Source organism: Phaeocystidibacter marisrubri, from assembly GCF_008933165.1.
Classification (GTDB): Bacteria; Bacteroidota; Bacteroidia; order Flavobacteriales; family Schleiferiaceae; genus Phaeocystidibacter; species Phaeocystidibacter marisrubri.
Map to the genome: position 1 here is coordinate 111,013 of NZ_WBVQ01000002.1, position 24,872 is coordinate 135,884.

General features: G+C 43.7%; 25 protein-coding genes. 2 read left to right on the top strand and 23 right to left on the bottom strand.

From position 1 onward, the window contains the following. The first annotated feature begins 41 nt into the window (after positions 1-41). Together F8C82_RS07860 and F8C82_RS07865 are read left to right on the top strand one after the other, a co-directional pair. A complete protein-coding gene (locus F8C82_RS07860; protein WP_151693041.1) occupies positions 42-635 on the top strand; it encodes a hypothetical protein in 594 nt (197 codons plus the stop codon). Positions 636-791: 156 nt separating this feature from the next. Further along, positions 792-1,706 (top strand): restriction endonuclease, encoded by a 915-nt coding sequence (locus F8C82_RS07865; protein WP_170266192.1) that lies wholly within the window; start codon positions 792-794, stop codon positions 1,704-1,706. An 867-nt stretch (positions 1,707-2,573) separates the two neighbouring features. Here the strand turns inward: F8C82_RS07865 and F8C82_RS07870 are convergent. The 23 genes from F8C82_RS07870 to F8C82_RS07980 form a co-directional block, all read right to left on the bottom strand. After that, positions 2,574-3,224: a hypothetical protein gene (locus tag F8C82_RS07870; RefSeq protein WP_151693043.1), complete on the bottom strand. Its 651-nt coding sequence runs from the start codon at positions 3,222-3,224 to the stop codon at positions 2,574-2,576. A 248-nt stretch (positions 3,225-3,472) separates the two neighbouring features. Continuing rightward, positions 3,473-4,051: an NAD(P)H-dependent oxidoreductase gene (locus tag F8C82_RS07875; RefSeq protein ID WP_151693044.1), complete on the bottom strand. Its 579-nt coding sequence runs from the start codon at positions 4,049-4,051 to the stop codon at positions 3,473-3,475. A 61-nt stretch (positions 4,052-4,112) separates the two neighbouring features. Beyond that, positions 4,113-4,676 (bottom strand): Crp/Fnr family transcriptional regulator, encoded by a 564-nt coding sequence (locus F8C82_RS07880; RefSeq protein WP_151693045.1) that lies wholly within the window; start codon positions 4,674-4,676, stop codon positions 4,113-4,115. Positions 4,677-4,746: 70 nt separating this feature from the next. After that, positions 4,747-5,043 carry a hypothetical protein gene (locus F8C82_RS07885; protein ID WP_151693046.1) on the bottom strand — a complete coding sequence of 99 codons (297 nt, stop codon included), beginning with the start codon at positions 5,041-5,043 and terminating at the stop codon, positions 4,747-4,749. After that, entirely contained in the window at positions 5,036-5,713 is a 678-nt protein-coding gene (locus tag F8C82_RS07890; RefSeq protein ID WP_151693047.1) for a DUF4386 domain-containing protein, read from the bottom strand. Before F8C82_RS07890 ends, F8C82_RS07885 begins: the two co-directional genes overlap by 8 nt. A 196-nt stretch (positions 5,714-5,909) precedes the next feature. Further along, positions 5,910-6,908: a C45 family autoproteolytic acyltransferase/hydolase gene (locus tag F8C82_RS07895; RefSeq protein ID WP_151693048.1), complete on the bottom strand. Its 999-nt coding sequence runs from the start codon at positions 6,906-6,908 to the stop codon at positions 5,910-5,912. Positions 6,909-7,091: 183 nt separating this feature from the next. Then, the gene (locus F8C82_RS07900) at positions 7,092-7,814 is read right to left on the bottom strand and encodes a CPBP family intramembrane glutamic endopeptidase (RefSeq protein ID WP_151693049.1); all 723 of its coding nucleotides are present in this window, start codon (positions 7,812-7,814) and stop codon (positions 7,092-7,094) included. Between the two features lie 151 nt (positions 7,815-7,965). Continuing rightward, complete coding sequence (locus F8C82_RS07905; RefSeq protein WP_223279520.1) at positions 7,966-8,988, bottom strand: serine hydrolase domain-containing protein; 1,023 nt, start codon at positions 8,986-8,988, stop codon at positions 7,966-7,968. Between the two features lie 173 nt (positions 8,989-9,161). Then, positions 9,162-9,806 carry a hypothetical protein gene (locus F8C82_RS07910; RefSeq protein WP_151693051.1) on the bottom strand — a complete coding sequence of 215 codons (645 nt, stop codon included), beginning with the start codon at positions 9,804-9,806 and terminating at the stop codon, positions 9,162-9,164. Between the two features lie 25 nt (positions 9,807-9,831). After that, positions 9,832-11,292 (bottom strand): serine hydrolase, encoded by a 1,461-nt coding sequence (locus F8C82_RS07915; protein ID WP_151693052.1) that lies wholly within the window; start codon positions 11,290-11,292, stop codon positions 9,832-9,834. 86 nt (positions 11,293-11,378) lie between these two features. Next, positions 11,379-12,146 (bottom strand): helix-turn-helix domain-containing protein, encoded by a 768-nt coding sequence (locus F8C82_RS07920; RefSeq protein WP_151693053.1) that lies wholly within the window; start codon positions 12,144-12,146, stop codon positions 11,379-11,381. Positions 12,147-12,329: 183 nt separating this feature from the next. After that, positions 12,330-13,634 carry a Na+/H+ antiporter NhaA gene (gene nhaA / locus F8C82_RS07925; protein WP_151693054.1) on the bottom strand — a complete coding sequence of 435 codons (1,305 nt, stop codon included), beginning with the start codon at positions 13,632-13,634 and terminating at the stop codon, positions 12,330-12,332. Between the two features lie 134 nt (positions 13,635-13,768). Next, on the bottom strand, positions 13,769-14,356 hold the full coding sequence (locus F8C82_RS07930; protein WP_151693055.1) for an MCP four helix bundle domain-containing protein: 588 nt from the start codon (positions 14,354-14,356) through the stop codon (positions 13,769-13,771). A 53-nt stretch (positions 14,357-14,409) separates the two neighbouring features. Then, on the bottom strand, positions 14,410-15,111 hold the full coding sequence (locus F8C82_RS07935) for a DsbA family protein (RefSeq protein WP_170266193.1): 702 nt from the start codon (positions 15,109-15,111) through the stop codon (positions 14,410-14,412). 11 nt (positions 15,112-15,122) lie between these two features. Further along, positions 15,123-15,542: a GreA/GreB family elongation factor gene (locus tag F8C82_RS07940; protein WP_151693057.1), complete on the bottom strand. Its 420-nt coding sequence runs from the start codon at positions 15,540-15,542 to the stop codon at positions 15,123-15,125. 11 nt (positions 15,543-15,553) lie between these two features. Next, positions 15,554-16,939 carry an NAD(P)(+) transhydrogenase (Re/Si-specific) subunit beta gene (locus F8C82_RS07945; RefSeq protein WP_151693058.1) on the bottom strand — a complete coding sequence of 462 codons (1,386 nt, stop codon included), beginning with the start codon at positions 16,937-16,939 and terminating at the stop codon, positions 15,554-15,556. Continuing rightward, positions 16,936-17,244: an NAD(P) transhydrogenase subunit alpha gene (locus F8C82_RS07950; RefSeq protein WP_151693059.1), complete on the bottom strand. Its 309-nt coding sequence runs from the start codon at positions 17,242-17,244 to the stop codon at positions 16,936-16,938. The genes F8C82_RS07945 and F8C82_RS07950 overlap by 4 nt, the downstream gene beginning before the upstream one ends. 2 nt (positions 17,245-17,246) lie before the next feature. Further along, positions 17,247-18,365 (bottom strand): NAD(P) transhydrogenase subunit alpha, encoded by a 1,119-nt coding sequence (locus F8C82_RS07955; protein ID WP_151693060.1) that lies wholly within the window; start codon positions 18,363-18,365, stop codon positions 17,247-17,249. Positions 18,366-18,422: 57 nt separating this feature from the next. Next, positions 18,423-19,700: a Glu/Leu/Phe/Val family dehydrogenase gene (locus tag F8C82_RS07960; protein WP_151693061.1), complete on the bottom strand. Its 1,278-nt coding sequence runs from the start codon at positions 19,698-19,700 to the stop codon at positions 18,423-18,425. 470 nt (positions 19,701-20,170) lie between these two features. Then, positions 20,171-21,508, bottom strand: a complete 1,338-nt coding sequence (locus F8C82_RS07965) for a sigma-54-dependent transcriptional regulator (RefSeq protein WP_151693062.1) — start codon at positions 21,506-21,508, stop codon at positions 20,171-20,173. Further along, positions 21,505-22,599, bottom strand: coding sequence for a sensor histidine kinase (locus tag F8C82_RS07970; protein WP_151693063.1), 1,095 nt, complete (start codon positions 22,597-22,599; stop codon positions 21,505-21,507). The genes F8C82_RS07965 and F8C82_RS07970 overlap by 4 nt, the downstream gene beginning before the upstream one ends. A gap of 324 nt (positions 22,600-22,923) precedes the next feature. Beyond that, complete coding sequence (locus F8C82_RS07975; protein ID WP_151693064.1) at positions 22,924-23,373, bottom strand: cold shock domain-containing protein; 450 nt, start codon at positions 23,371-23,373, stop codon at positions 22,924-22,926. Between the two features lie 22 nt (positions 23,374-23,395). Beyond that, a complete protein-coding gene (locus tag F8C82_RS07980) occupies positions 23,396-24,586 on the bottom strand; it encodes a DEAD/DEAH box helicase (RefSeq protein ID WP_151693065.1) in 1,191 nt (396 codons plus the stop codon). Between the last annotated feature and the right edge of the window lie 286 nt (positions 24,587-24,872).

Below are 24,872 nucleotides of genomic sequence, written 5' to 3' on the forward strand. Positions count from 1 at the left end.
CGCTACTGCTCATAGCCGAACCGTTGGCACCAATTTAAAAAATGACAGAAGACCAAAAATATACGGAGAAAGAGTACCGTGAACGGCATCGATTCTGGGCAGATAAGACTTTGACCCAATTTGGATTTGCTAATAATTTCTTTCTTCTTGTGGCAATTGGAATCTTGGGTTTCATTTTGAAAGAAATTGAAACTGACACTCAAATTGATTTCACACTACAGAATATCGACTGGAAAATCACATTATCAAGACTTTCAGCACTATTCGCCTTTGCTTCAATTTGTTGCGGAACTGTCACCATGCTATCAAGATTATTTGATCTCAGATTGACTCGACATAGCAACACTGTCCGAATTAAAGCATTTGATGAAAAGTATGGCTACAAGAGACTAGATGATGATTACATCTCTATCGAAGGAATGCCATTGCACTCAACATTCTTTGACACATTATCTTCACGACACTATTACATTAAAGACTCTGAGATCAAGGATGACGAAACCATAAAATGCAAATTCAAAGAACTTCGGGAAAGAACTTTATTGCTCGGGAGACTTTCATGGAAATACTTTTACTATCAAATGGTTGTGCTAATATTTTCGGTATTGTCTTTCATGATTGCATGGATGAAGTAAAAACTGGTGCCAACATAGGCTATAGCAAATGCGGGTTGACTGCCTTAGAATGAAAATTTTACAACTAAAGGACAATCGGTCTAGCGAACAATAAATCGGTTTCAAAATCCCGCACTTGTCTTAGCCATGGCCGATGGCAGCCATAAAAAAATAACCATGAGTACTAAACGACTTTCTACATACGACAAGCTTTTTGATAAATACTTTGACAAAGACATCATTAAAGCGGGAACGAAATATGAGATTCTTGCAGCTATGGTTCTCAAACATCTCATCGATGCCGGAAAAGTAATACACGATATTAAGCTTATCGGAGAGAGCACTGTGAAGCATCAAATTGATGTATATTTTGAAGACAACGGCACTAACAGACGCATTTTAATTGAATGTAAAGATTTTGATATATCAGAAGACTCTGTTGGACTTGGAATAATCAGAGACTTTAGTGCTGTGGTAGACGATATTCAACCCGATGAAGCTTTTGTTTTTACGTGCAATGACTTCACTAGAGATGCAAATAAGTTCGCGAAACATAAAGGAATAAAATTAGCCATATTAAGAGAATTTCGGGACGAAGACATGGAAGGAAGAATCCAAAAGATCAATCTTCGTTTTCACATTCTTGATGCTACAACACCGAATGTTGAAACCGCAATCGAAGAAACTCATAACCCAAAAATTAAACAAGATTTAGAAGCTGAGCAATTGAGCATGACATATCTTGGAAAAGAACAACCTCTCTATCTAAACACACCTAATGGAAGGTTTCAATTCAATGCATATGTTGAGAAAATATGGAATGAATACCCAAGAGATACTGAAGGTCCTGTAGTATTAAAGCACAAACTAGAAGACACAACGATTGAAGTAGCTAATCGTGGTGGTGTTCCTATTTTGGGTTTGATTTTGCGATTTGAAGTAATTCATGACATTGAAATTCAAGAAATTGTCTCAGATAAGGTAGCAGAATTGATAGTTACAGGATTTCAAAATGAAGATGTTATCATTTTTGACCAGGACATTGAACGATTTGAAATTGAAGGGACTACCGGAGAAATTATAAAAAAATAACGGCAACCAACATTGTGTATGAGAAATAGTGCATTCTGTACTATGTTGACATACAAGACTATAAATCAAAGGTCAGCGCTATCTAGCAGTTTAGCGGGTTGAAATCCGCAACTATCCATACACGAGACCGTTGTTCAACTGAATCAGCCACAGCCTAGACTCTGTCTTGATATCTCAACAAAACGGTTTGACTTAACTAATATTAGCTTTTCAAAGCACATTGGGAACAACAGTGCAGAACTGATACTTTTAGAGCTTGAAGCCAACCCATTTGCCAAAAAACTAACTCCCGCACCTCTGTCGATTCCGAGGTTCCACTTCGCAAAATTGCGAAGTTACAGTTGATTCATGTTTCCATAATTGCATCACCTGCTCACCAAGATCCTAAAAAGATGCATACGCTCCTAAACTTCCCGTATTTGCTCACTTCTGCACGATTTTGCGCTTTGCTTTAAGCCCCTCCCATTCTAATATTGCTCTAGTCAATTGATGTTGACGAGTGAGTAGTATGGAAAGATAATATAGCCTCGAGGGATGGCGAATTAAACCTCTCCGCTTTACTACCCCCGAACGCACGACGCTTCGGTTTTCTTTGCTGCTCCAAAGTGAGTTAAGCAACTACAGCGAGATTGACGTAGGTTTGGGTACTACAACTCTAAGATATATTGCAAAAGCAGCTGTGGTTTCATAAAGTGTAGCCCACCCGAAGGAATCATGATTCCAGCATAGCAATGATCACAATACTCAGTCATACCCATTTGAAAACGACTCAGCATTATTACAGGAATGTAGATCTCGAGATTGCAGATGAAATAAGGAAATTGGCGATATCAATACAACCCATGTGAGGTTTACCTCCACCCAACCCTACGTTGGACTATTAATCACTCGAATTCGGTGATTTACACCCGTAACCTCGTCGTAGTTGAGCAGGGACTTGGCAACCTCTAGGATATCGTATCCTATCCCCTTACTAAATTCCACGTGATAGGTGTTCTCCCTCCATCGAAAGAACCTGGTGGCTTCATGCGTATTTAGGATTTGATCAATCCTATCTACCGGTGTTCTCGGTGCAAAATCTACGGTGATGATGTTGGAGAAGACCCCATATGCAATTCCATTTTCGTCGTATAATCCCATACCAAAATTATCGAAGTAGGCGGACCTTAGTTCGGCAAGAGCCCGACTATGCTTTGAGTCGATAGGCGCACGGTCGTTTCTTTTGTAAAACGAATAACTTATGGAAGGTTGAGGATGTACATCGATTCGATAGCGCACTACTCGATCGGTATCTGCCTCCAAATCCAATTCTTCTAGGAGGCAAGAGAGGCTATCCATGCCGGGCATAACGGTTCCAACCACAAGGGTTCTGTTGATCCAAATCTCCAACTCACTACTCCCACTTACCATGGAGTTCACTTCTAGATTGGTCTGAGCCGTGACTTCTGGAACGACCGTTTTGCAGGAAATGGAAGCATACAGAAAACTGAGAATCAAGAAATAAGACCATGTTTTCATCTCTGAAGAAATAAGTAAGCAGGGAACACATCAACCTTCATTTCGTCTCATTTCACTGAGAGATGAGAAAGGCACTCCAACTCAGAATGATGTAGCAAAATGCTCGATTTTACATAGATACGAATTTCCAAGTTGGAGATCTTAAAAACATTATTCCCTCTGCAATAAGGTTTTATTGCATGTATTCTCAAGTGAATTGAAAGGTCCCATACTTACCCACTAAATGACATGGATAGCTCCCCCCTTTCTCACTTCAAGTCTCGTCCCAATGCTGTCACTTTTTGCAGCCATTGGGTTCGAAACGTTTCCTTCGATTTAATAATAGGTGCGATAAAAGAGACCTTGACTGGACTCACTCCACTGAATTGTAAGGTGCCTTTCTTGAGTTGATTAATGGCAGGACTCTTCATAAAGAGATAATCATACCACCTAGGAGTATCTGCCGTGATGATTAAACGAGCAGTCTTACCCTTGAATAATTTTTTGGGAAACGCCTTGCCTTCAACATACTTGTAAGCAATCCCCGGAAGAAAGGTCCGGTCGATAAACCCCTTCATCAATGCAGGAGAACCGTACCACCACATGGGGTAAATCCACACAATGTGATCGGCCTTCTTGATTTTTTCAATCGCCTCTTTTAGGTCTGGTTCCAGTTGGGAGGCCTGCCGATTTCCGGATGACATATTGGGGTTGAAGTCTAGGTCTGCAATGTTGATACGACTCACTTGTGCCTCGGATTGAAGGGCGCCTTGAACGTAAGCATCGGCTAAAGCGTAATTGAAGCTTTCTTTATTGGGATGCCCTACAATGACTACGATCTGTTTCATGTTCTCGCGATTTTAGACTTCAAAGAACCGCACAATGAAACAGCTGCTAAAGGACAAATGTCTAATTCGAAATCGCTTTTCGGATTCGGCTTAAATGGCGAGGAGTGACCCCGAGGTAAGAGGACAAATAGCTCAGAGGAATCAAGCGCAAGTATTCCGGTTGATGGCTCAACAAGTCACGGTAGCGAATTTCGGCCGTCCCCCTTTGCAAGAGAAATATCCTTTTCTCCATACCTATGAATTCCTGCTCGGCCATCACTTTAAACAACTTCAACCAATTGTAGCTCGTCTTCTCCAATTTGAGAATCTCACGCCGAGAAATGGTCAACAACTCACAATCCGTGAGGGCTTGAATATTCTCTACTGTTGGCGTCTGAGATAAGAAAGAAGAATACGCACTTGTGAAGGAATTGGAAAAGGAGAAACAATAGGTAACCTCCTCCCCTTCTGAAGAATAGTAATAGGAACGAAAAAGCCCAGATTCAATGAAGGCAATTTCCTTACACGTATGTCCTTCTTGTATGAAGAAGTCGCCTTTCTTGATGGACTTCCGAACGATCAGCTTCTCGAACAAATCGATTTCATCCTCCGTCAGGATATCAAATGATTTCAAATATTCCCTCATCTACCCACTGATTGCTTTCGTAGTTCTCGAAGTTACGGAATGGGAGTACAACCCAACGTCCTCTACAAATCTACACATCCCTCTGAGGAAGGAGAAACCCAGGCTCCGCTGTGTCACGTTCATCTTCCAAAATACTCATTTCTACATCCGTCAAGCTGGAGAGTTTCTGAAGGCAAGATCTTGGAACGATGTTCTGAGACTCAATTCGGAGTACTTTGTCTCTATCTTCCAAATCAAGGGAGATTTTTAGCTGAAAGCAGTGTTCCAGTACATCGAGTAAGAACGAGGTAAACTCACCTTCTGTTTGGAAGGTTGTTCGGTAAACCTCTATATCAATATCGGTTGGCAACGGTATAGCATTACTCATGGGCGAACGGCAAATCACGGGTATTCCATCCTTTAATAATCAACCAGAAACCCAGCAATAATTCAACAATTGCGGTTGGTGTATTGAGTATCAAATACTCCGTTGTGATTACGTCAAATACTTGGAACATCAGCAATACACTGGCCGTCATGGATAGCAGGGTTCCTACCATCCCCCAAATGGATATCCATGAAGGAATAAGCCTTGACCGAAAGAAAATATAGTACGCGATTAAATTGCTGATTCCCAATACAAGCACCATAAACACATGATTGAAATAGTCGCGAGAATACCTCAGCATATTCCCGATGATATGGAGAGTGTGGGTATCAGATGTAGGGTGATTCACATAACCTTGACTCAGAACGAGTATGGAAAGGAGAAGAACGGTTCCCACGAGCATCAGCGTTGTAGCGATGATTCTAAAACCCAGAAAGCTCACCGCCAGCATCTTATTGAGCTTAGAAAATACAGGAAAGAATAAAAGAGCTATCCCCACGTAAATAATGGCCAGAATAAATTGATACAGCGCCGCTGCAATGGTTTGATTTGATTGACCTGCCGCTTCGGTAAGATAGTCTGCTGAATCTACACCTGGCGACACGCTTAGCAATCCCGTGATGAAGCTGAGAAGTATTAACCCACCTGCAATTCTCGCGTTACTCTTCATGTTTTGTCCTTTCATTATGTTTAATAATGAAGCAAAACTACCTACTGAACTGGGGGGCTAATTGTATAAAAGGGACATTCTACAACCCATCGGGAAACCAGCCTTTGCACGATTATATTTCACGGGCCGCCAGAGATCTATCACTCCTCACCTCCATACCGTTATGTGGTTTCAATGCAAAATATAAAGCCCCACATCACCGCTTATTGAGCCACCATTGCAATCGGGTATCAGGCTTATAGTTTTTGACTTTAGGCTTGGCTTCAGCTCTTTCTATTCTCAATTCATTGAGATTTGAAACGACCGACCAAATGGTACCAAATCCTTGCTTTTTCAAATCTAAGCAGACACATTCATCAGACAGGACTTCTTTAGCTCTGTCCAAGTCTATGCTCGACATGCCTTTTAACTGCCTCTCCAATCCTTCATATCGTTCTATACTCTTACTCCACTCAACACCTCCATCATCAAAACTCTTCATTTCAGCCAATTGAAACTGATTCGTGATGCTGATGAAATTCTCATCAGATTTGGGCTTTCTGACCATGGCTTTCTGCGGACAAGATTCAACAACCGCCAAATCTCCCGACCTATCTGCAATTAGAAAGTTATTGGCAGAAGACACATGTGCCTCTTGAATCAGTTCTACCGCCTGCTGTGTTGATTCACATTCTTCCAAGACTCTCCTCACTATGAAATGAAAACTTACTCCCGGTTGAATTCTTGTCCCATTCACAAATGACATGGCAATGGCTAACCCCTTTTCATTTATTCCATCAGAACGACCAATGAACACATCCGACTGACAGATGTAGGCAAATTTACCTTGAGGGGCAATTAGGCTACTCTCGGTGAACTTTTTGAACTCAAAGAGCATGTCGTAGTTTCTTCCAAAGAGAACTGACTCTTTGTTCCGAAAAGCAAAGACGCTACATTGACCCGCACTATTGAATACACCTAGGCTCAATAAGAATGCACCCACATTCTCTGGTTTGTCTTTTATTCCTTCCGCAAACCCTTCAATCTCTTCTATTACTTCGGAATAAAAGTTTTGCAGATGGGCATAGGACTGAAGACCGAATTCGAACTTTTCCTTACTAATCTCTGGTAAAACGAAATTTGCCTTATTCAACAATAGGCTACCATATTTGAGCCCCATGTTATAAAAATCTCCATAGAATCTAGGGTGATACATTCTTGCTCTTTATTGTTTTAAAGTTGTCGTCTATTCATCATCGATTGTATTATCGATAAACAAACCGGTATTCGTATTCTCCTGTTCTAAAATTGTGATTCTATTATCCCCAAGCCTGGACTTTCTTCTGCCCGTCAGAATAGCAATGCAACCGATCGTTCTACCCCTTTTGTCCTCCGTCAATTACACGAAGTCTGAATACATGTAGTATGTAAGAAGGATGGCTGACGAATTGTACACACCATGGGCTACAATAGAGGCCGTGAGTCTTTTTGTAAAAACAAACAACAAGGTATACATGAGGGTCGGCACAAGGATATCAAACCAATCCAATGCGGTTACCGGCATATGGCCCAATGAAAATATCAGAATAGACAGGACGGCAGATATCCACAACCCCGTTCTAGGGTTCTGAAACACCCCCTTGAGGACATTGATGAGAAACCCTCTATTAAACAACTCTTCGGTAATGCCGCCACCGATCACACCAAGAGCAATAAAGGATAGAAGTCCTGTTAGACTCCCGTCGTACATCTGAAGCATCCCTTTGATGTCCGCCCGATCGGCTCCTCCCGTGAAAGGAATAAATATGACAAATTGTAGAATAGTCCAGAGGGCACCAAAAACTATCCCTAGAAGCACGTCTTTCTTGAAGTTCGTGAATTTTAAACCGATGAACGTAAAATCCACCTTCAGTAGTTTTAGCGAGACATACAGTAATGCCGAAATGGATAAAAACTGGAAGAGGGCAATGAAAAGTAAATTGACACCTTGCTTACCTCCATTGATTTTTGTCACTCCAAAGAAGACATCTGGAATGATAAATAGTACATAGCCCAATAACAGGGTTGCTATGTAAACAAGTACAGTCTTCGTTTTACTTATTTTTTCACGGTGCTTTATCATCTATAATTAGATTCAAATTCTTCTTCACTTTATTCTCAATCCTATACCTAAAATTTCTTCTAGTAAGGTATCGTATTTCACAATAGTGTTCGGCTCAGATAAAAGCCGCGCTGAACGGCTATTCACAAATCAGGGAGGTGTAAACCGACTGTCAATTACCTTTAAAAGTGTGAATAAATATTTCTCTCATAATCACAAAGGGAAATTTGTCGTCTTCAGAATTATAGGCACCTCCCGTAAAAACGGCAATCATATCCAACTCCGGACAAATCATGATATACTGACCTCCATTCCCCGTTGCTGCAATCAACTCGTACTTCTGATCTCCCTCAACAAGGGGAATTCTCCACCATAGCAATCCATACGGTATGCCCGTGATGGAGGTTAATGCAGAGGTGGATTCTTCTATCCAAACTTCCGATACAATCTGACGGCCATTCCAATCTCCCCCATTCAGAACCAACTGACCGATCTTGGCCATATCTCGTGGGGTCATAGACAGTCTATAAGCCGATGAACTGATCTCCTTCTGAGAAGTATGCTCCCACCCGACATTTTCAATCCCTAGCGGTTCAAACAAATACTGATTGGCAAATTCATCGATCGGCATGTTTGCAGCCTGAGCAATCACTTCCATGGCAAGCACGGTGCCCATACTACAATAGTGGGACACAGCGCCCGGATCATTCACCATGGGAAGATCGATGAAGTACTGGAGCCAATCGTCCTTCTTGTAAATCCTATCTTCTTGACCCAAGGAGTGACGGTCCCAATCATTGCAATCGAGACCTGTAGACATGGTCAAGAGATGTCGAATCGTAATCTGCTCCTTGCGGCTATCCATGTTTTTTTGTGGTGTTGGATGACGCAAGTATTTGTAGATGGGATCATCTATGCTTTCAATGAAACCACGATCTATTGCAATCCCCATTAAAAGGGATCGAATACTCTTACTAACAGATCGAAGATCATGACGATCTAGTCGGCTATATTCATCAAAATACTCCTCTATTACTAGCTTTTCATCCACTACTAATAAGATACTGTGGATTGCATGACCGCCTTCATTCAGTTGATTGAACAACTGATAAATTCCAGAAGAGTCGATATCGTAGGCTTTGAAGTGTGATGTTTGCCAATCCCCCGATTCTGGCACCGAATATTGGTAAGACATCGGGGCGACCTTCCTCGAACATGAAGAAAAGAGAAGCGCTATGACGAATAGAAATCTAACCATGTAAGACGAGGTAAAAGGCATATTGAATGATGGGTGTTAAACAGCTCTTCTCCTTGCGATGTGGCGCCTGACAGGTCTGTTTGCTCAAAATAAATTTCGGAATCCTTCGGCTAAAAGCTCCCACAAGGAACCTCCACCCCATTCACACTATAGAACGCCTTGCGTCCATCCAACTTCAACCCAGCACGCACTGTACCGTTAATCCTGCCACTGGTCAGAACCACAGCATAAAAGGCATGACTCTGCTTCGGAGCAATAGCGTATGTCCGTGAAGAACCTTTATCTAAATTATCATCTAACAAAGACTCTATGTTGTTCAATCCATAATTCTCCAGTGGAGCACGGCGCGCATCCATAGTGTCCAATGGCATGTAGATTTTGAAGTTAATGCCAGGTGATGAATGCAGCTCAAATGCACTCGCGGGGAAATCTAAATGTAGATCGATGGGCGAACTTCCCTTATTCGTGATACGCGTCCAAAAGACAACATACGCAAGTGCATTCCCATGTGTATCGGTGTAGGAAAATCCCCCTTTTGGAAAACTGTTCTCAATGACTAACTGATAATTGGACCCTTCGGAATGAATGTACTTCGTGTGAATAAACTCACCTAGCGTATCTCCGACAGATGGCTGAACGATTGTTTCTGCTTGAATAGCTAAAGAGCTCTCTTGGCGCGGGCTAGCTGTTTGATTCGACTCTTGCGCACAAGAAGTAAACAGCACTGCTACAATAAATTTCAGTTGTGTTTTCATTTTGAAGGGGGAAAGGTGCAAGGTTTCAGCGTTTGTTCCAGAGGGCTTCTCCCAAATAGAGTTGATGGGTCAAGATTTCTTCATACACGGGATCGGTATGATCTCCGTTAAGAAAGATGATATAGCCGTTTTTGGAATGAGGAAAGACGATGACCAATGTACTCACACCCGGATCTTTACCTGTGTGTAGCAAGGCATATTCATCATTTGGAAAACCGGTTAGAATTTCCCACCCCAGACCGAAAAAGTCGTTTTCTCGGAGTTGAACATGGTGAGCTAACATATTCTGAAATAAGGTATCCGAGAGATCCGCACCATTGACCACATAAGCTGCGAATTTGCCATAATCTTCAACCGTAGTTAGCAGATTGGCCGCAGCATTGGCTTCGTAGTACTTATCGACCTCTATCATTTCACCATTCTCATTGAAGTTATACGCATATCTCGATTCGTCCATGCCTGCATCCCACCAAAAACGAGTGTCATTCATTCCCAAAGGACCAAACAACTTCTCTTCTGCTAACTCTTCCATGCTCTTCCCCAACTTGTTTTCTATCGCCTTTCGCAGATACTCAAAACCTTCGCCAGAATACTGATACCTCGTACCCGGATCAAATTGAAAAGCAAGCACATTGGCCTCGGTCATGTACCGCCAATTGGGGAAACCCGTTTGGTGAGAGAGAATAATTTCTGGCGTTAACAACTTGTGGCGTGCGTCATCTACAAGGTCGGGATCCACCCAATATTTATAAAGTGGCTCATCCAGTTCCAACAGACCTTCATCAATCAACTTTAAAGTAAGCAAGGCTACAATTGGCTTTGTAAGTGATGCCACTTTGAAAATGGTGTTGTAGGGTGCCGTTCGCTTTCCGTCCAAGGTTCCATACACTTCCACTTTCGTCAATTGGCCATTCTCAATAATGCCAAGCCCTAAAGCAGGAACATTGCTCTCCACCAATAATTGTTCAATGGTGTTGAGCGATTGCTCATTCGTTGGTGGTTGATGGTCGTAGCTCAGCACTTCGCTCAATTTCCAAGCCTCGTTGTCCAAAACCCAAACATGGGTAAACTTTGCCGTGCTTGTCCAAACATCCTCTACCCCTTGTTCTCTGAGGTAGAAATGATGAACGCCTGTCTGAATAGCCCCGTAAATCTCGCCTTCATCATATAAGGGAAAGACCGCTAAGCTGGTTGGATCCACGGTGCGAATGGGTTTAGCCCCAGAGCCAGAGCAGATGTACTTCCTAGTGTTCTCAAAAAAAGCCTCCCTGTCTTGAAACCCACTTTGGTCGTGATAGAACTTTAGATCCTCCGTCAAATGACTCTCCAAGAAAACCAAATCACATTGGTTAAAACCTCTTTCAAAGAAAAGGCTGTCTTGTGTTTTTAGGGTGATAAACAACTCCGAATCCGTTGACACTTGAGCCAGTACTATAGAGGTATTCAACAGGAGCAGAAATGCTATGAACAGACTTTGGATTTTCATATTTCAACTTGTACAAGGAGTCATTACACCAACAAAACTCAGACTTACACGATTGCCTGAATTGTATAAAATGGACATTCTTAGCCCTATTTCTCACTCAACTTCCAAAACTCACGCGGACTAAAACCCGTGAGTTCTTTGAATTCGCGAATAAAGTGAGCTTGGTCATAGTACCCCACTTTGAGTGCCAATTCCGTTAAACTGGGGAACGCTGGATAGTTCTTTATGGCCGATTCCAAACGAATAATCTTCGAAAACGTCTTGGGATTGAAACCTGAAAAGTCTTTAAAACGACGGTTAAATTGTTTCTGAGAAAGAAAGGAATCACTCGCCAGATCTATGATTTTAGAGTTGCCATTGAAGCGTTTAACTTCCTTTATCGCCTTAAGCATTCTCACATCGCTCTCCCGCTGATGCTTCAAGCGCCCCTTAAAGTAATCATCGAGTATTTCTAAGCGTTCGCGGGAAGTTCTCGCATTGGCGATTCTATCGTTCAACTCTTCTCCCTCGCCTCCCAAAAAAATCGACAACGGCAAAAACTCCCGATTTAAATCGTACGCTGGAATATTGAATAGTGAGGGGATGGCATGGGAATATATGGACACTCCAATCAAGTGATAATAGCCCTCTACCATCTTTTGAAGCGGCTCTTGCGTATGCCCGTGTACAATGGAAAACAGAAGATCATCTTCTTTGCCCGACCCACTAAAACCAAACGTAAACTCCGTGGTACTACTGGCGATTACGTAGTAGGAATCGTTTGGAGGAGTACTATCTAGATTCCATGTACCCACCCAATAATGGCTGATGTAGTTTTTCAACTCACCGTCTGGTTGGGTAACGAGGTAATCCATTGATAATTAGTTCATTCAGTAGAGCAAAGATAGCCTTTGCAGAATTCAACGTTTGGAGTTGATCATCTCGCAAAATTTACGAATTCCGAAGACTAATCTAAGTAAACGTACATCACAGATGAATGCCCCCCCCATACCTCATCCTCCCATTCTGATGTAGGCTCCATACCGAACAACACCCATTCAGCTTTTGCGCAAAATCAAGTACCCACCTAATCCACATAACAGGGAGGTGATGAAGATTCCAATTTTCGCTTGTAGGATATACGTCTTGTCTACAAATGCCAGGTCTGTGATAAATAAGGACATCGTAAAACCGATGCCTGCGAGCAATGCTGTACCGTAAAGCTGACGCCAACGCACACCCTCTGGAAGGGTTGCCAATTTGAGCTTAACGAGGATTTTCGTGAATCCAACTACTCCGATAAACTTCCCGAAAGCCAGTCCAAAGAGGACTCCCAAACTGACCGAACTGCCCAAGTTCGAATAGAAGTTTCCCGAGAACGTGATCCCAGCATTGGCGAGAGCGAAAATGGGCATAACTACAAAGCTCACCAAAGGATGCATGCTGTGTTCAAGACGTTGTAAGGGAGTCATTGCGGCCTTGGAATAACGTCGGATTCGGTCGAGGATATGAAGTTGATCTGTTGTAACTAGCGTAACGTTGTTGGGTGCCGCCCTTTCGAATGCATTGGTGAGATCATTCATTTTTACAACAAACCGTTTATCACCAATTTTTACGTTAGCCGGAATGGTCAATGCCGCAATCACTCCTGCAATGGTAGCGTGAATCCCAGAAAGGAGGAATGCTAACCACAGTCCACCGATCCCAACAATTCCATAGAACAACGTATTTCTCACTCCTAATAGATTGGCTAACAATAGTACCGCTAGAAAACCGCCGCCTATCAGCAGACTGAGGGTGGAAATATCCGACGTGTAGAAAAATGCGATGACCAGCACAGCGCCCAAATCATCTACTATGGCCAGCGCTGTTAAAAACACCTTTAGCGCAATCGGCACCTTATCCCCTAAGAGATAAAGTATCCCCAAGGCGAAGGCAATATCTGTAGCCATGGGAATTCCCCAACCATTGGAAGCCTCTCCTGCCGGATTCCAAATCCAGTACAGTAAAGCCGGAACGACCATGCCCCCAAGCGCTGCAAAAATGGGCGCAATAGCATCCTTAGGCTTGGAAAGTGCACCTCCCATAATCTCCCGTTTCAACTCCAGTCCGACAACGAAAAAGAAAACGGACATCAGTCCATCATTGATCCAGTGATGCAGGGATTTGGATACTGAAAAATCGCTAAAACCAATGGTGAAAGTGTGTTCCCAAAAATGATGGTACTCTTCTTTCAATGGGGAATTAGCAAGTACTAATGCAATGACTGCAGAGGCAAATAATAAAATCCCACTGGTGGACGAGTTACTGATAAATCGGTTGATGGGAAGCAATACATATTTGTCGATGGGATCTAATCTCATTCATTTGGACTTAGCATTCTATGGGTTGAATGCGTTCATTATCAAATCTCTTCAAGCGGGACAAGCGGAAGGTGGAGCGATGTTTGGATGATAAAAGGGCATTCAAGACGAAACTCTATACGCCTTTGCAAGCCCTATTTTGATCGGTACAAGATGATGACTTGCGCTAGAACACCGAGGAAAACCAGCATATATATCTCAATATTTGTGAAGAACTCTACGGAGTCCATGGCTTTCTGACTTATCCGCTTCTGCTTGGCACTTTCTTCCATTTGAATGGTAGAGAGCTCATCCATGTGGCGATAAATTCGGTCATATCGCCCAACGATGACGTCGAGATTGTGTTGCCCCAACTGGACATGTTGTTCTTCTATTCGGCTCAATTGATTCTTAGCCTCAATCACCCTGCTTAGTTCTATTTGCTCAAAATCTGTGAGATTGGTGCTGCGATACTCTGAAATGATATCCTTGAACTTATCCTCAAAAACCCTCACTCGCTCGTCATAATGGGTGGTATCACTTCTAACGATCAGCAATTCACGATTTCGAAGCAGACTCGTCATTCGGTAAATTAAATTGCTGGCTACCATCCTATCATCATAGATGTTTTCCACCGAATTCTTGAGCTGTTTGAAGTTTCTCCTATCGATCAAATTCGTTCCGAGAATGACCAAAAACACGATTAAGACGGCAAATACCCATTTTATCTTTTCTATCATCATCGAATTGAATTTCAGTTTAAAAAATCAGTGAATGGAAGTACCACTCCGCACTGTCAATCTTCTACCCTTTCTCTTTTCTGGATCTCATGAATGAGCTGTTCAGCAGTGTAGTAGATGGAATGATCATAGGATCGTGGATGGGCTTCCCTCCCAAATACAAAGGCAGGAAAACCTACTATTCCCAATTTTTCGATTAACATTAAATCATCCTGATACCAGCGCACGGCGGCTCTTGAACATTGCTTGCGAATCAGCTTTATATCGAGATGGCTTCGCTTCGCTGCCTCTACGAGTTCATGATTCCTATTGGGGTTCCTACCGCTAAACATCATGCGTTCACGCAAGCGTTTGTAGAAGTCTATTGCTTTCTCCGCACTCTGACTTTCAGCCGCCTTTACGTGAATGATCAAGGGAAACATGCTCGATGGAGGGTCGGAAATCCACACTTTGCCTGAAATGGGATAGTCGTATTGCTCCGACGCTCTCATCCAACGTTGAGACATAATGACGGGCAACAAGCCTGTATCTACCGCGCTCTCAAAAAGGAATGGACTTAACTCACCGATGTGATATCGGACGGGAATCGTTAGTCCGCTGTTCTCTAGAAATCGAGACAGCTTGTGTTCTTCATCATAACACTCGATGCTAATTGGATCAGAAAAATAGTGGATGACCATAGCATCAGCCTCTGAATGAAGATGGGAAATTCCATTCAACACTCTAGGTTCACCCCTCTCTTCTTTCGTATGATCCAAGGTCAAGTGGTTCATTTTTTCTCCAACTCTCGCAGGTTTTTCGGAAGCGCCTGCGCAACCCGATTAATGAGAATTTGACGTTCCCCCACCGGGAAGTTCCAAAGTACCGTATCTCCCTGAGCGTAACCGATAAGAGCGGTCCCCATTGGGGTAAGAATCGAGAGTTTCTTTGGATCTCTCAGATCTTGAGAGGGCATGACAAGTTGATAATCCTCAAGTCGACCGAAGGGGGTTTGAACATCGATGTAACTGTACAATCGAACCACATCGGTAGGAATTTGAGACTCTTCTACAATGTTGGCTTCGGTCAATTCCAATCGAAGCTTATCGTAACACGCTTTGTGTACCACATCTTTAGGTTGAACTCTATTGAAAAGGTTCATGATCAATTCGTATTCAGATGGGGCCATGATGAGCTTTCCGTACTTCATGTGTAACAGTATTAAAGATGTTTTAATTCAGTTAGAATGTCCTTCAATATCAACTTGGCATCTCCAAAGAGAAGCTTACAGTTCGGCTCGGAGAACAGCTCGTTCTCGATGCCCGCATAGCCAGTATTCATACTTCGTTTTACCACGACCACTTGCTTCGCTTCATGCGCTTTAATGATGGGCATACCGTAAATTGGACTGTCTTCATTTCTCTCAGCAGCTGGATTGACTACATCATTCGCACCCACCACTAAAACCATATCGTAGGCATTCATCTGATCATTGACATCGGACATCTCATACAGATGTTCATAGTCGATATCCGCCTCTGCCAACAACACATTCATGTGTCCTGGCATTCTTCCCGCAACGGGATGAATGATGAAATCCACCTCGGTTGTTCGAGCCAAAAGTGATTTCTGCAATTGACCACAGAGTTGTTGTGCCTGAGCTACCGCCAGACCATAGCCCGGAATAATGGCGACCTTCTGCGCAAATGCCATCTGTGTCGTGACTTCCGCCACACTTGTTTCCACAATTTCTGAAGAGGCCGACGATCCGGTGGAACTTGAATTCTTCGCCCCCAAGAGAACATTAATCAAGGGGCGATTCATGGCCTTGCACATCATCAAGGTGAGAATCAATCCAGCCGCTCCTACAAAAATGCCTCCGGCAATCATGATCTTATTGTCGAACAAGACCCCTGTCAGTGCGGTTGCCACGCCCGTCAACGCATTCAACAAGCTGATGACCACAGGCATATCTGCTCCACCAATGGGCCAAACAAAAGTGACTCCGTAGAGAAGGGCCAATAGCGAAATCATGACCGTCACCATAGAAGTCGAATATCCCGATATACCCAACAATGCCACCACCGCAATAGCCGTGATTAAGAGGGGCAAAATTCGATTCAATCGTCGCACTCGTGGCCCCACTTTCAATTTCCACTTATTCGAAAGTTTTTGAATCGCAACCAAACTTCCGGTGAGCGACATTGCTCCAATGGAAACGCTAAGCCAGATGAGCGAAAGCATCAACGGAGGAAGGCCCTCCTCTGTACTGTTCATGGTTTCAGATATCCCAATCAGCATTGCACACGCGCCCCCAGTTGCATTGAAAAGCGATATGAGCTGTGGCATTCTTGTCATCTCTACTCTCCTCGACATCGAACGACCAAGGAATACACCTGCTCCAATAGCCAAGATCAAGATGATCGCCTTGTTCACATGCCAATCGTCCATGGAGAAACCCAACAAGGTTACTGCAACGGCCAACACCATTCCTATGGCGGCTACACTGTTTCCTTTGGCTGCTTTGGAAGGAATACTCAAGTATTTGAGGCCTACGATAAAGAGCGTTGTAGACACCAAGTAACCGATACTAGGTACGTACATCATGATCTTTGCTTTTTGTCTTTAGCGAATAGTAAGAGCATTCTACTCGTAACAAAGAATCCGCCGGATATATTTAGAGTCCCAACAAACACCGCAATGCCAGCTAGAATCAATCCTACATAATTCTCATTGGGAAGTGAGAGTAAGACGTGAATGGCACCAATCACCACAATTCCGCTAATGGCATTTGCTCCAGACATCAGTGGAGTATGCAATACAGCCGGAACATTGGAAATGACCTCAACACCGAGAAAAACGGCTAAGATGAGGAAGTAAAAGAGTTCAATATGTTCAATGAAATACTCCATTTCTAGGATTTACTTTCTGTGTTAATGGTTGGTCTCGTACACACTCCTTTATCCACCATTCTACTTTCAGACAGTAGTGGATCCAGAGGGTTATCGATGTTCTTGTGCAGGTGTTTGAGGAAGGAGGTGTAGTTGTTTGACAGCAAAGTGGACGACGCATGTACCATCTCACTTGCCAGTGCTGAACTTCCAACAATGGTGACTCCAAAGTGATGAACAGTTTGGTTATCCACAGACTCCGTACAGTTCCCTCCTTGGTCTGATGCTAAATCCACAATCACACTTCCAGGATGCATGGATTCCATACTGGACTTATCCATTAAAACCGGAGCTTTCTTACCTGGAATGTTGGCGGTACTGATTACGATGTCGGCCTTTTCAACCCGAGATTTAATGAGCAATTGCTGCTTGGCCTTGTACGCTTCGGATTGTTCCATCGCGTACCCCCCATGGGCACTGGATTCAGCATAGCCTTCAACCTCTATGAACTGAGCGCCAAGACTTTCAACTTCCTCTTTGGCCGAACTTCGAACATCAAAGGCTTCAACCCTCGCTCCCAATCTCTTGGCCGTCGCGATGGCCTGCAGACCGGCCACGCCAGCGCCTAAGACCAACACCTGTGCTGGTTTGATGGTTCCTGCTGCAGTGGTCAGCATAGGAAATGCCGATGGATAGAGGTTTGCCGCTTTAATAACCGCCTTGTATCCCGCCAAGGAAGCCATGGAAGAAAGAACATCCATGGACTGAGCAATCGTCGTTCTCGGCAAGAGATCCAGACTGTAAACCGTCAATTCCCGATCGATAAATGGTACAAGCCTCTCTTTGTGATAGAGGAAATTGAAAACTCCCACGACGTATTGATGCGGGCGAAGCTCAGAGACGAAGTCCATTTCGTTGGTGGTCAAGATGAGATCAGCTGAACGGATGACCTCCTGCTTCGAGACCACCTGAGCCCCTACTGCCTCATACTCTAAGTCGCTGTATCCTGCGGCCAAACTCGAACCTGAAGTGAAATAAACTTCTATTTCCAGAGATCGAATTAATTCTTGTACCGATGACGGGGTTAGAGGAACTCGGCCATCACGGCCAAGTCCTCCAATCACTCCAATTGAATTGAACATAACTAAGGCTAACTACTTGAATAAAAAGAGAATAAATGGGCTTTGCATCGCGATCCATCAAGGGAAAATCCCTCTTTGGATGTATGCTTGTTCAATTCTCTGGAGCGCCCCTATATACGCAGCTGTGCGTAAATCGGTGTTGTATTTGTTCGCTATAGACTGCATGGTTTCATAGCTCTTCTTCATTTTCTTTTCGAGCTTTTCCATCACTTCCTCCAATGACCACAACTCACCGTTGCGGTTTTGTAGCCATTCGAAGTAACTCGCAATCACCCCACCTGAATTACAGTAGATATCTGGAATCACGGCAATTCCTCTACTTTCAAGGATCTCACTCCCGTCACTGTCTACTGGGCCGTTAGCCCCTTCAGCAACGAGAAGTGCCTTGATAGAATGTGCGTTCCCTGCGGTGATTTGATTTCCCATCGCGGCTGGGATGAGAATATCACAATCCAAACTGAAGAAATCAGCTTGAGGATATGGGGAAGCGCCAGGATAGCCAGCCACGCACTTATTATTCCTCTCTGTAAATTCAAACAGAGATTCTGGATCAATGCCATCGCTGTTATAGATTGATCCGCTGGCATCCTGTACGCCAACCAACACTGCGCCCTTCGCGCGCATAAAATGGGAAGCCCAGTACCCTACGTTACCGAAGCCTTGAAGGATGTATTTCTTGCCGGACAGCTCGTAATTATTGTGATTTGCCCATTCTTGAATTCCTACCACGACTCCAAAACCTGTGGCTCGATCTCTACCTTCAAGTCCACCAGCACCAACCGGCTTACCCGTAACCACATGAGAGTACTTGGTTCGCTCATTGGTAGATCGCGTGCTCATAAACGTATCGGCAATCCATGCCATGGTTTGCGGAGTAGTATTGACATCTGGTGCGGGGATGTCGTGTTCTGGGCCGATATTATCGCCAAGGGCAAAAGTGAACCTGCGCGTAATTCGTTCCAGTTCCGCATCCGAATACAGGTTAGGATCGATTTGAATTCCACCTTTCCCTCCACCGTATGGCAATCCAGCCAATGAAGTTTTCCAAGTCATCCAAGTAGCCAAAGCTCTAGCAGCGTCAATATCCACAGTTGGATGATATCGAAGTCCACCTTTATATGGGCCCAAGGCATTATTGTGCTGGACGCGATATCCGGTAAAAACCTGAACCGTACCATTGTCCAACTTCACTGGAAAGTGAACAACAATTTCAGTATTCGTGATACTGAGGATCTTTCGAACAGCTGGAGATAAGTTGATAATATCCGCTGCCTTGTTAAACTGATGTTGCACGTTCTCGTACATTCCCATCTTAGGTGATTCTTTTGTGATCATGATTTTCACTAGCTATAGTGTTCGCAATGAAAGGTTATAAAGTCATCTCTTCGCCACTCGCAACCTGCAGCCGAATCGCAGGTTGAACACAGACCGTGAAAGTGCTTATGGATTTGCGGGACGTTTTCCTCTATTGGTGCATTCAAATAGGTAGGAATAGAGACTTGATCATCGCTCAAGCGATACTCCTGACAGTGGACGACAACGACCCCATTTCGCAAAGTGCAAGACCTTTCAAAGTCGCAATTGTTGCACAAGCTCAAACTTGTTTTCATTTCCGCTGGGTTAAACATGCCCAGATGTAGTCAATAGGCATGCCCACTCAGAACGCTGAAAACCTATTTCGATTTACTGAATTGAAAATCAGAAGAATAACCTCAAAACAACATTGAATCGAGGAAAATCAAAGTGGGTAAAAAAGAACCAGCCGGGTAATTTATACCCGGCTGATCTAATGTGCGAAATGTATTTTAGCTCAACTTCTGCCGCAAGGTCTTTCGTGTTATACCAAGAATCTCGGCCGCTTTCGTCTTGTTATTATCTGTGGCTTCTAGCACTCTGAGGATGTGTTCTCTTTCCACCTCTTCCAAGGATCTAAGAGGGTGACGAGTTGGAGAAGGCGAAGACTGGCGAAAATGAGGAGGCAAATGATCGGGAAGGATGATACCGTCTGCGAGAATCACCAAGCGTTGAATGGTGTTTTCCAGCTCCCTTACATTACCCGGCCAACTGTACGTATTCAAGATGGGCCAAACAGCGTCATCCATTTGTGGTCGTTGCACGTCGAACTCCTTTGAGAATTTATTGAGAAAGAACTCAGCTAGAAGTCGGACATCATCTGTTCTATCTCTAAGTGGTGGTATGTGAAGGTTGATGACATTCAATCGGTAATACAAATCCTCTCGAAAAGTGCCTTTCTCCACCATACTGTAGAGGTCGCTATTGGTAGCTGCAACCACACGTACATCAATTTTCTGAGGTTTCTGCGAACCGATCATAGTCACCTCTTTTTCTTGAAGAACTCTCAGTAATCGTTGTTGAACGGCTTGAGAAGCATTGCCAATTTCATCGAGAAAAATAGTTCCACCTTCAGCCGCTTGAAAAAAGCCTGCCCTGTTGGATTCTGCTCCAGTGAAAGCCCCCTTGGTATAGCCAAACAGCTCACTCTCTAATAGGTTTTCAGGAATACCGCCACAGTTCACAGCCACAAAGGGCGACTTCGCATTGTGACTGCTGTAATGAATGGCACGTGCGACCAACTCTTTTCCCGTTCCACTCTCGCCATTTACGAGAACAGTCACATTTGTATTGTTGATTCGACTGATCATTTCAATCATTCGCTTGATCGCCTCAGAATTCCCAATGATTCCGTGAAATGTAGCAGAAGATTGGCTTTGATCAACTTGCTGCTTCTTATCAATAGTAGGAGTTACCTGAGGGGTTGGAGTATTTGCAAGCGACTTTCCGATGGCTGCTGAAAGTTCATCCTTGGTAAAGGGTTTGACTAAATAATCGACCGCGCCAGATTGAACCGCTTCCACGGCACCCTTTACCGACGGAAAGCCTGTCGCCACCAATACTGGGATGTCCGGATATTTTTCAGACACGTATTTGACAAGCTGCATCCCCGGAACACCGGGCATTTGCAAATCTGTGATCAGTAAATCGAGTGCATTCCCCTTTATCATATCAAGGGCATCCACGGCATTTCCAACCGGATAAACAATGTGGCCGAGTTCTTCGAGTTGTCGAGTCACTAACTCGCGAAAATCCCGATCATCATCAACTACAAGGATGTGGCTACTCATGGCGCTAAAGGTAGATTGACTACAAAGGTAGTCCCATTATCTAGCTCGGAAGTAAAATGAATGTGACCACCGTGCTTTCGAACGATTCCATACACCACACTCAAGCCCAATCCCGAGCCTTCACCCACCTCCTTCGTGGTGAAAAACGGCTCAAACACTTTGTCTCGGATATCTTCTGGAATCCCCATTCCGTTATCCTTTACCGTAAGTTGGAGCCAGTCGGATTTAAAAGTAGTTGAAACTTCAATTCTACTATCAGCGTCCGACGCGTGGATGGAATTGATAATCAAGTTGAAAATCACTTGGGTTAACTGGATGGAATCAATGATTATGGAAGGCAAGTTTTCCTCCAAAAGCAGGTCTAGTTCAATCCTCTTCGACTTCAAGGTGGGTTGTAAGAGATCCAGACTGCTTTCTACAACTTGATTGACATCTACCGTTTCATTCTTCTCGGGCATTTCACAACTGAAGAACATCAGTTTCTTAACCACCTCTCTAGCGTGTATAGCCGATCGAATAATCTTGGAGGCGTCCTTCTTCATTTGAGGAAGGCCCTCACCTTCTGCAATAAACTCCGCATACCCCAGAATATTTCCAAGTGGGGTATTGAGCTCATGAGCAATTCCAGCTGTTAACTCGCCGAGTATGGCCAATCGGTCGTTACGCTCCATAGATCGTTGAAGCAACTCTTCTCTTTCCTGTCGTTTATAGCGCTCGTACAGGGTGGAAACCTCTTCCGCGAGTTTTCTCAAGAGTAGATGCTCATACTTTAGAAAATCTGCGGCTGTGCGCTTAGGAGATGGATAATGGACGCGAACAAATCCCACTTTAACGGCATCGAAATAAAAGGGTTCGGAAATGAATACACTCGGCTCTAAGAGAGTACCTGACACGAAGTGATCATTCCCTACTCGAATCTCCGCCACTGCTTCCGATGTATATCTCCACGCGTGAGAAATCCGATCCGCAATCGCCTGTAACTTCTGCTTCATATTGAGCGAAGAATCAGATGCTAAAGTTGAAATGTCATACAGGCACTTTAACTCTTTAATGCGCTCATTCAATTCATCTATCTGTTCGCTTTGTGCCATGTACAAATCCTGTAAAATTGAAGCTTATCCTGCCTCAATGTTTATGCCGAGAAGATGAAAATAGGAAGAAAGTTTGGGAGGGGGTTGGAGGTTTTAGGGGTTTGAGATGTTTTAGGGGTTTCAGGGGTTTTAGGGGTTCGGTGGAGGATGTTGGAGGATGGATGACGGTGGCTAGGTGGCGGATGACCAAAGCCTGGCGTTGGACGCCAAAACCGAAGCGCGGCGGAGGGGAGAGCTCCCCCCTTCTTACTTTCTGCTATGGCCTTATCTTCCACAGGAATTGAGCCATAAAGTAGAGATGCGCGTCGATAAAAAGAGGTGAAACTATCGCTTCACGGTAACCTTAACTGCAGTGGGGCCTTTGTGTCCTTTTTCTACTTCAAAAGTAACCATGTTGCCCTCTGTGATAGGTTCTGTGGTGTTGTTGACGTGTACAAAAACACTCTCTTGCGTGGACTTATCCTTGATAAAGCCATAGCCTTTGGCGTCGTTGTAGAAAGTCACTACACCTGTGCGTTCAGTTTCGAGTTCCTTCACCGTTGCTCTATCTTCCTTTTTAGGCGTACTCACATCGATATCCTCAGCTTTCATTTTCTCTGCTGGAGGTGGTGGAGTATCAGAGAAATTGCCAAACTTGTCTACATAAGTGAAGCTTTCTGCTGAACCATCACTGTTCATCTTCCTCTCTTCCTTACGTTTTGCTTTAGCATCTTTCTTCAGCTTCTTCTTCTTCTCTCTTTCCTTTTTGAAACTTGTTTCCTGTGACTTACCCATAAATTTTTACCAGTCTTAAGTTTTAATTAATAAATGTGAATGCTTTGCCTTGCTTTCCGGCTCTACCTGTTCGGCCAATACGGTGAATGTAACTGTCAATGCTAGCCGGCAATTGATAGTTAATCACGTGTGTAACATCAGAAACATCCAAACCGCGCGCAGCAACATCTGTTGCAACGAGAATCTGAATACGTCCACTGCTGAACTTCTTCAATGCTACCTGACGGTAATTTTGTGATTTGTTTCCGTGTATTTCGTCGGATGAAAAGCCCGATTGCGTTAGCATCTTGTTCACCTTACTTACCCATCTCTTCGTTTCAGCAAATACCAAAACTTTGGTGAATTCAGGTTGTCCGAGTAGATCGGTCAACATCCCGAATTTATCTTGACCATCCACTACTTTGATGATCTCTTGGTCGATATGCTTCCCAGTGGTTTCGCCATTGCTCACCTTCACCTCTATCGGGTTGGTCAACAAACGATCGATGAATCCCTGTTGCTTTCGGTCTACCGTTGCCGAGAATAGAAGTGTTTGCTTACGATTCGACATTTGAGAAGTAATTCGATGGACATCTTTGTTGAAGCCCATGTCGAGCATGCGATCGAATTCATCCAAAATCAATACATCAAACTCGCTGAACTTGATCGCTCTTCGTTGGTACAAATCCAACAAGCGACCTGGTGTACCGATCACGATGTGACTCTTTCTTCCCAGCTTTTGTAAATCGCGATTGAGGTTGGTCCCGCCAATGAAGCACTGACTGTACAATCCGAGTCCAGAAGTTAAGCTCTTGAACTCTTCGTCAATTTGCAATGCCAATTCACGGGTTGGAGCCAAGACCAAAATTCGGAATGAATCTTTACCGGAAACCAATCGGTTGATTAATGGAATAAGGAACGCACCTGTTTTTCCAGTACCTGTTTGTGCCACTCCCATCAAATCGCGACCTGCAAGCAAGTGCTCCAAGGTTTTATCTTGGATCTCTGTTGGTGTGCTAAAACCTTTTTTAGCGATGGTTTTCTGTAGTCGGGCGTGAAGGGGCATTTCTGCAAAAGTCCTTTCCGCTACATAAACCGTCTTTTCAGGCTGTGCACTGGCTTTCTGAGTAAGCAAATTGATATCAATTGTGCTTTTCTTACCCTTTGCAGGTTTTTGATTTATTTTTTTTCTCGAACCAGCTTTTGCAGCCGGTCGTCTAGAACGTGTATTCATAATGGTATGTACCAAAGAGCACCTTAATAATAGAAACAGGTGCAATGTTTCTGCAGAATAAAGCTGGCTGCCGCATGAGGGAACAAGAAAAATTCTTCCCTAGCGTAACGCTACGTAAACAAGTAATCGAAATAAGCTTCGAAGAAAATCGAGCTTTAATGTGAAGTGATGTAATAAGACTAATTACGTAAGCGGTTTGGGCAAGATTCTAGCTAATTCATTCAATACTTAGCTAAATCGGTGAGAAGGGAATAGTGCTTGACCATAATCCCGCTAAGGATGTGAA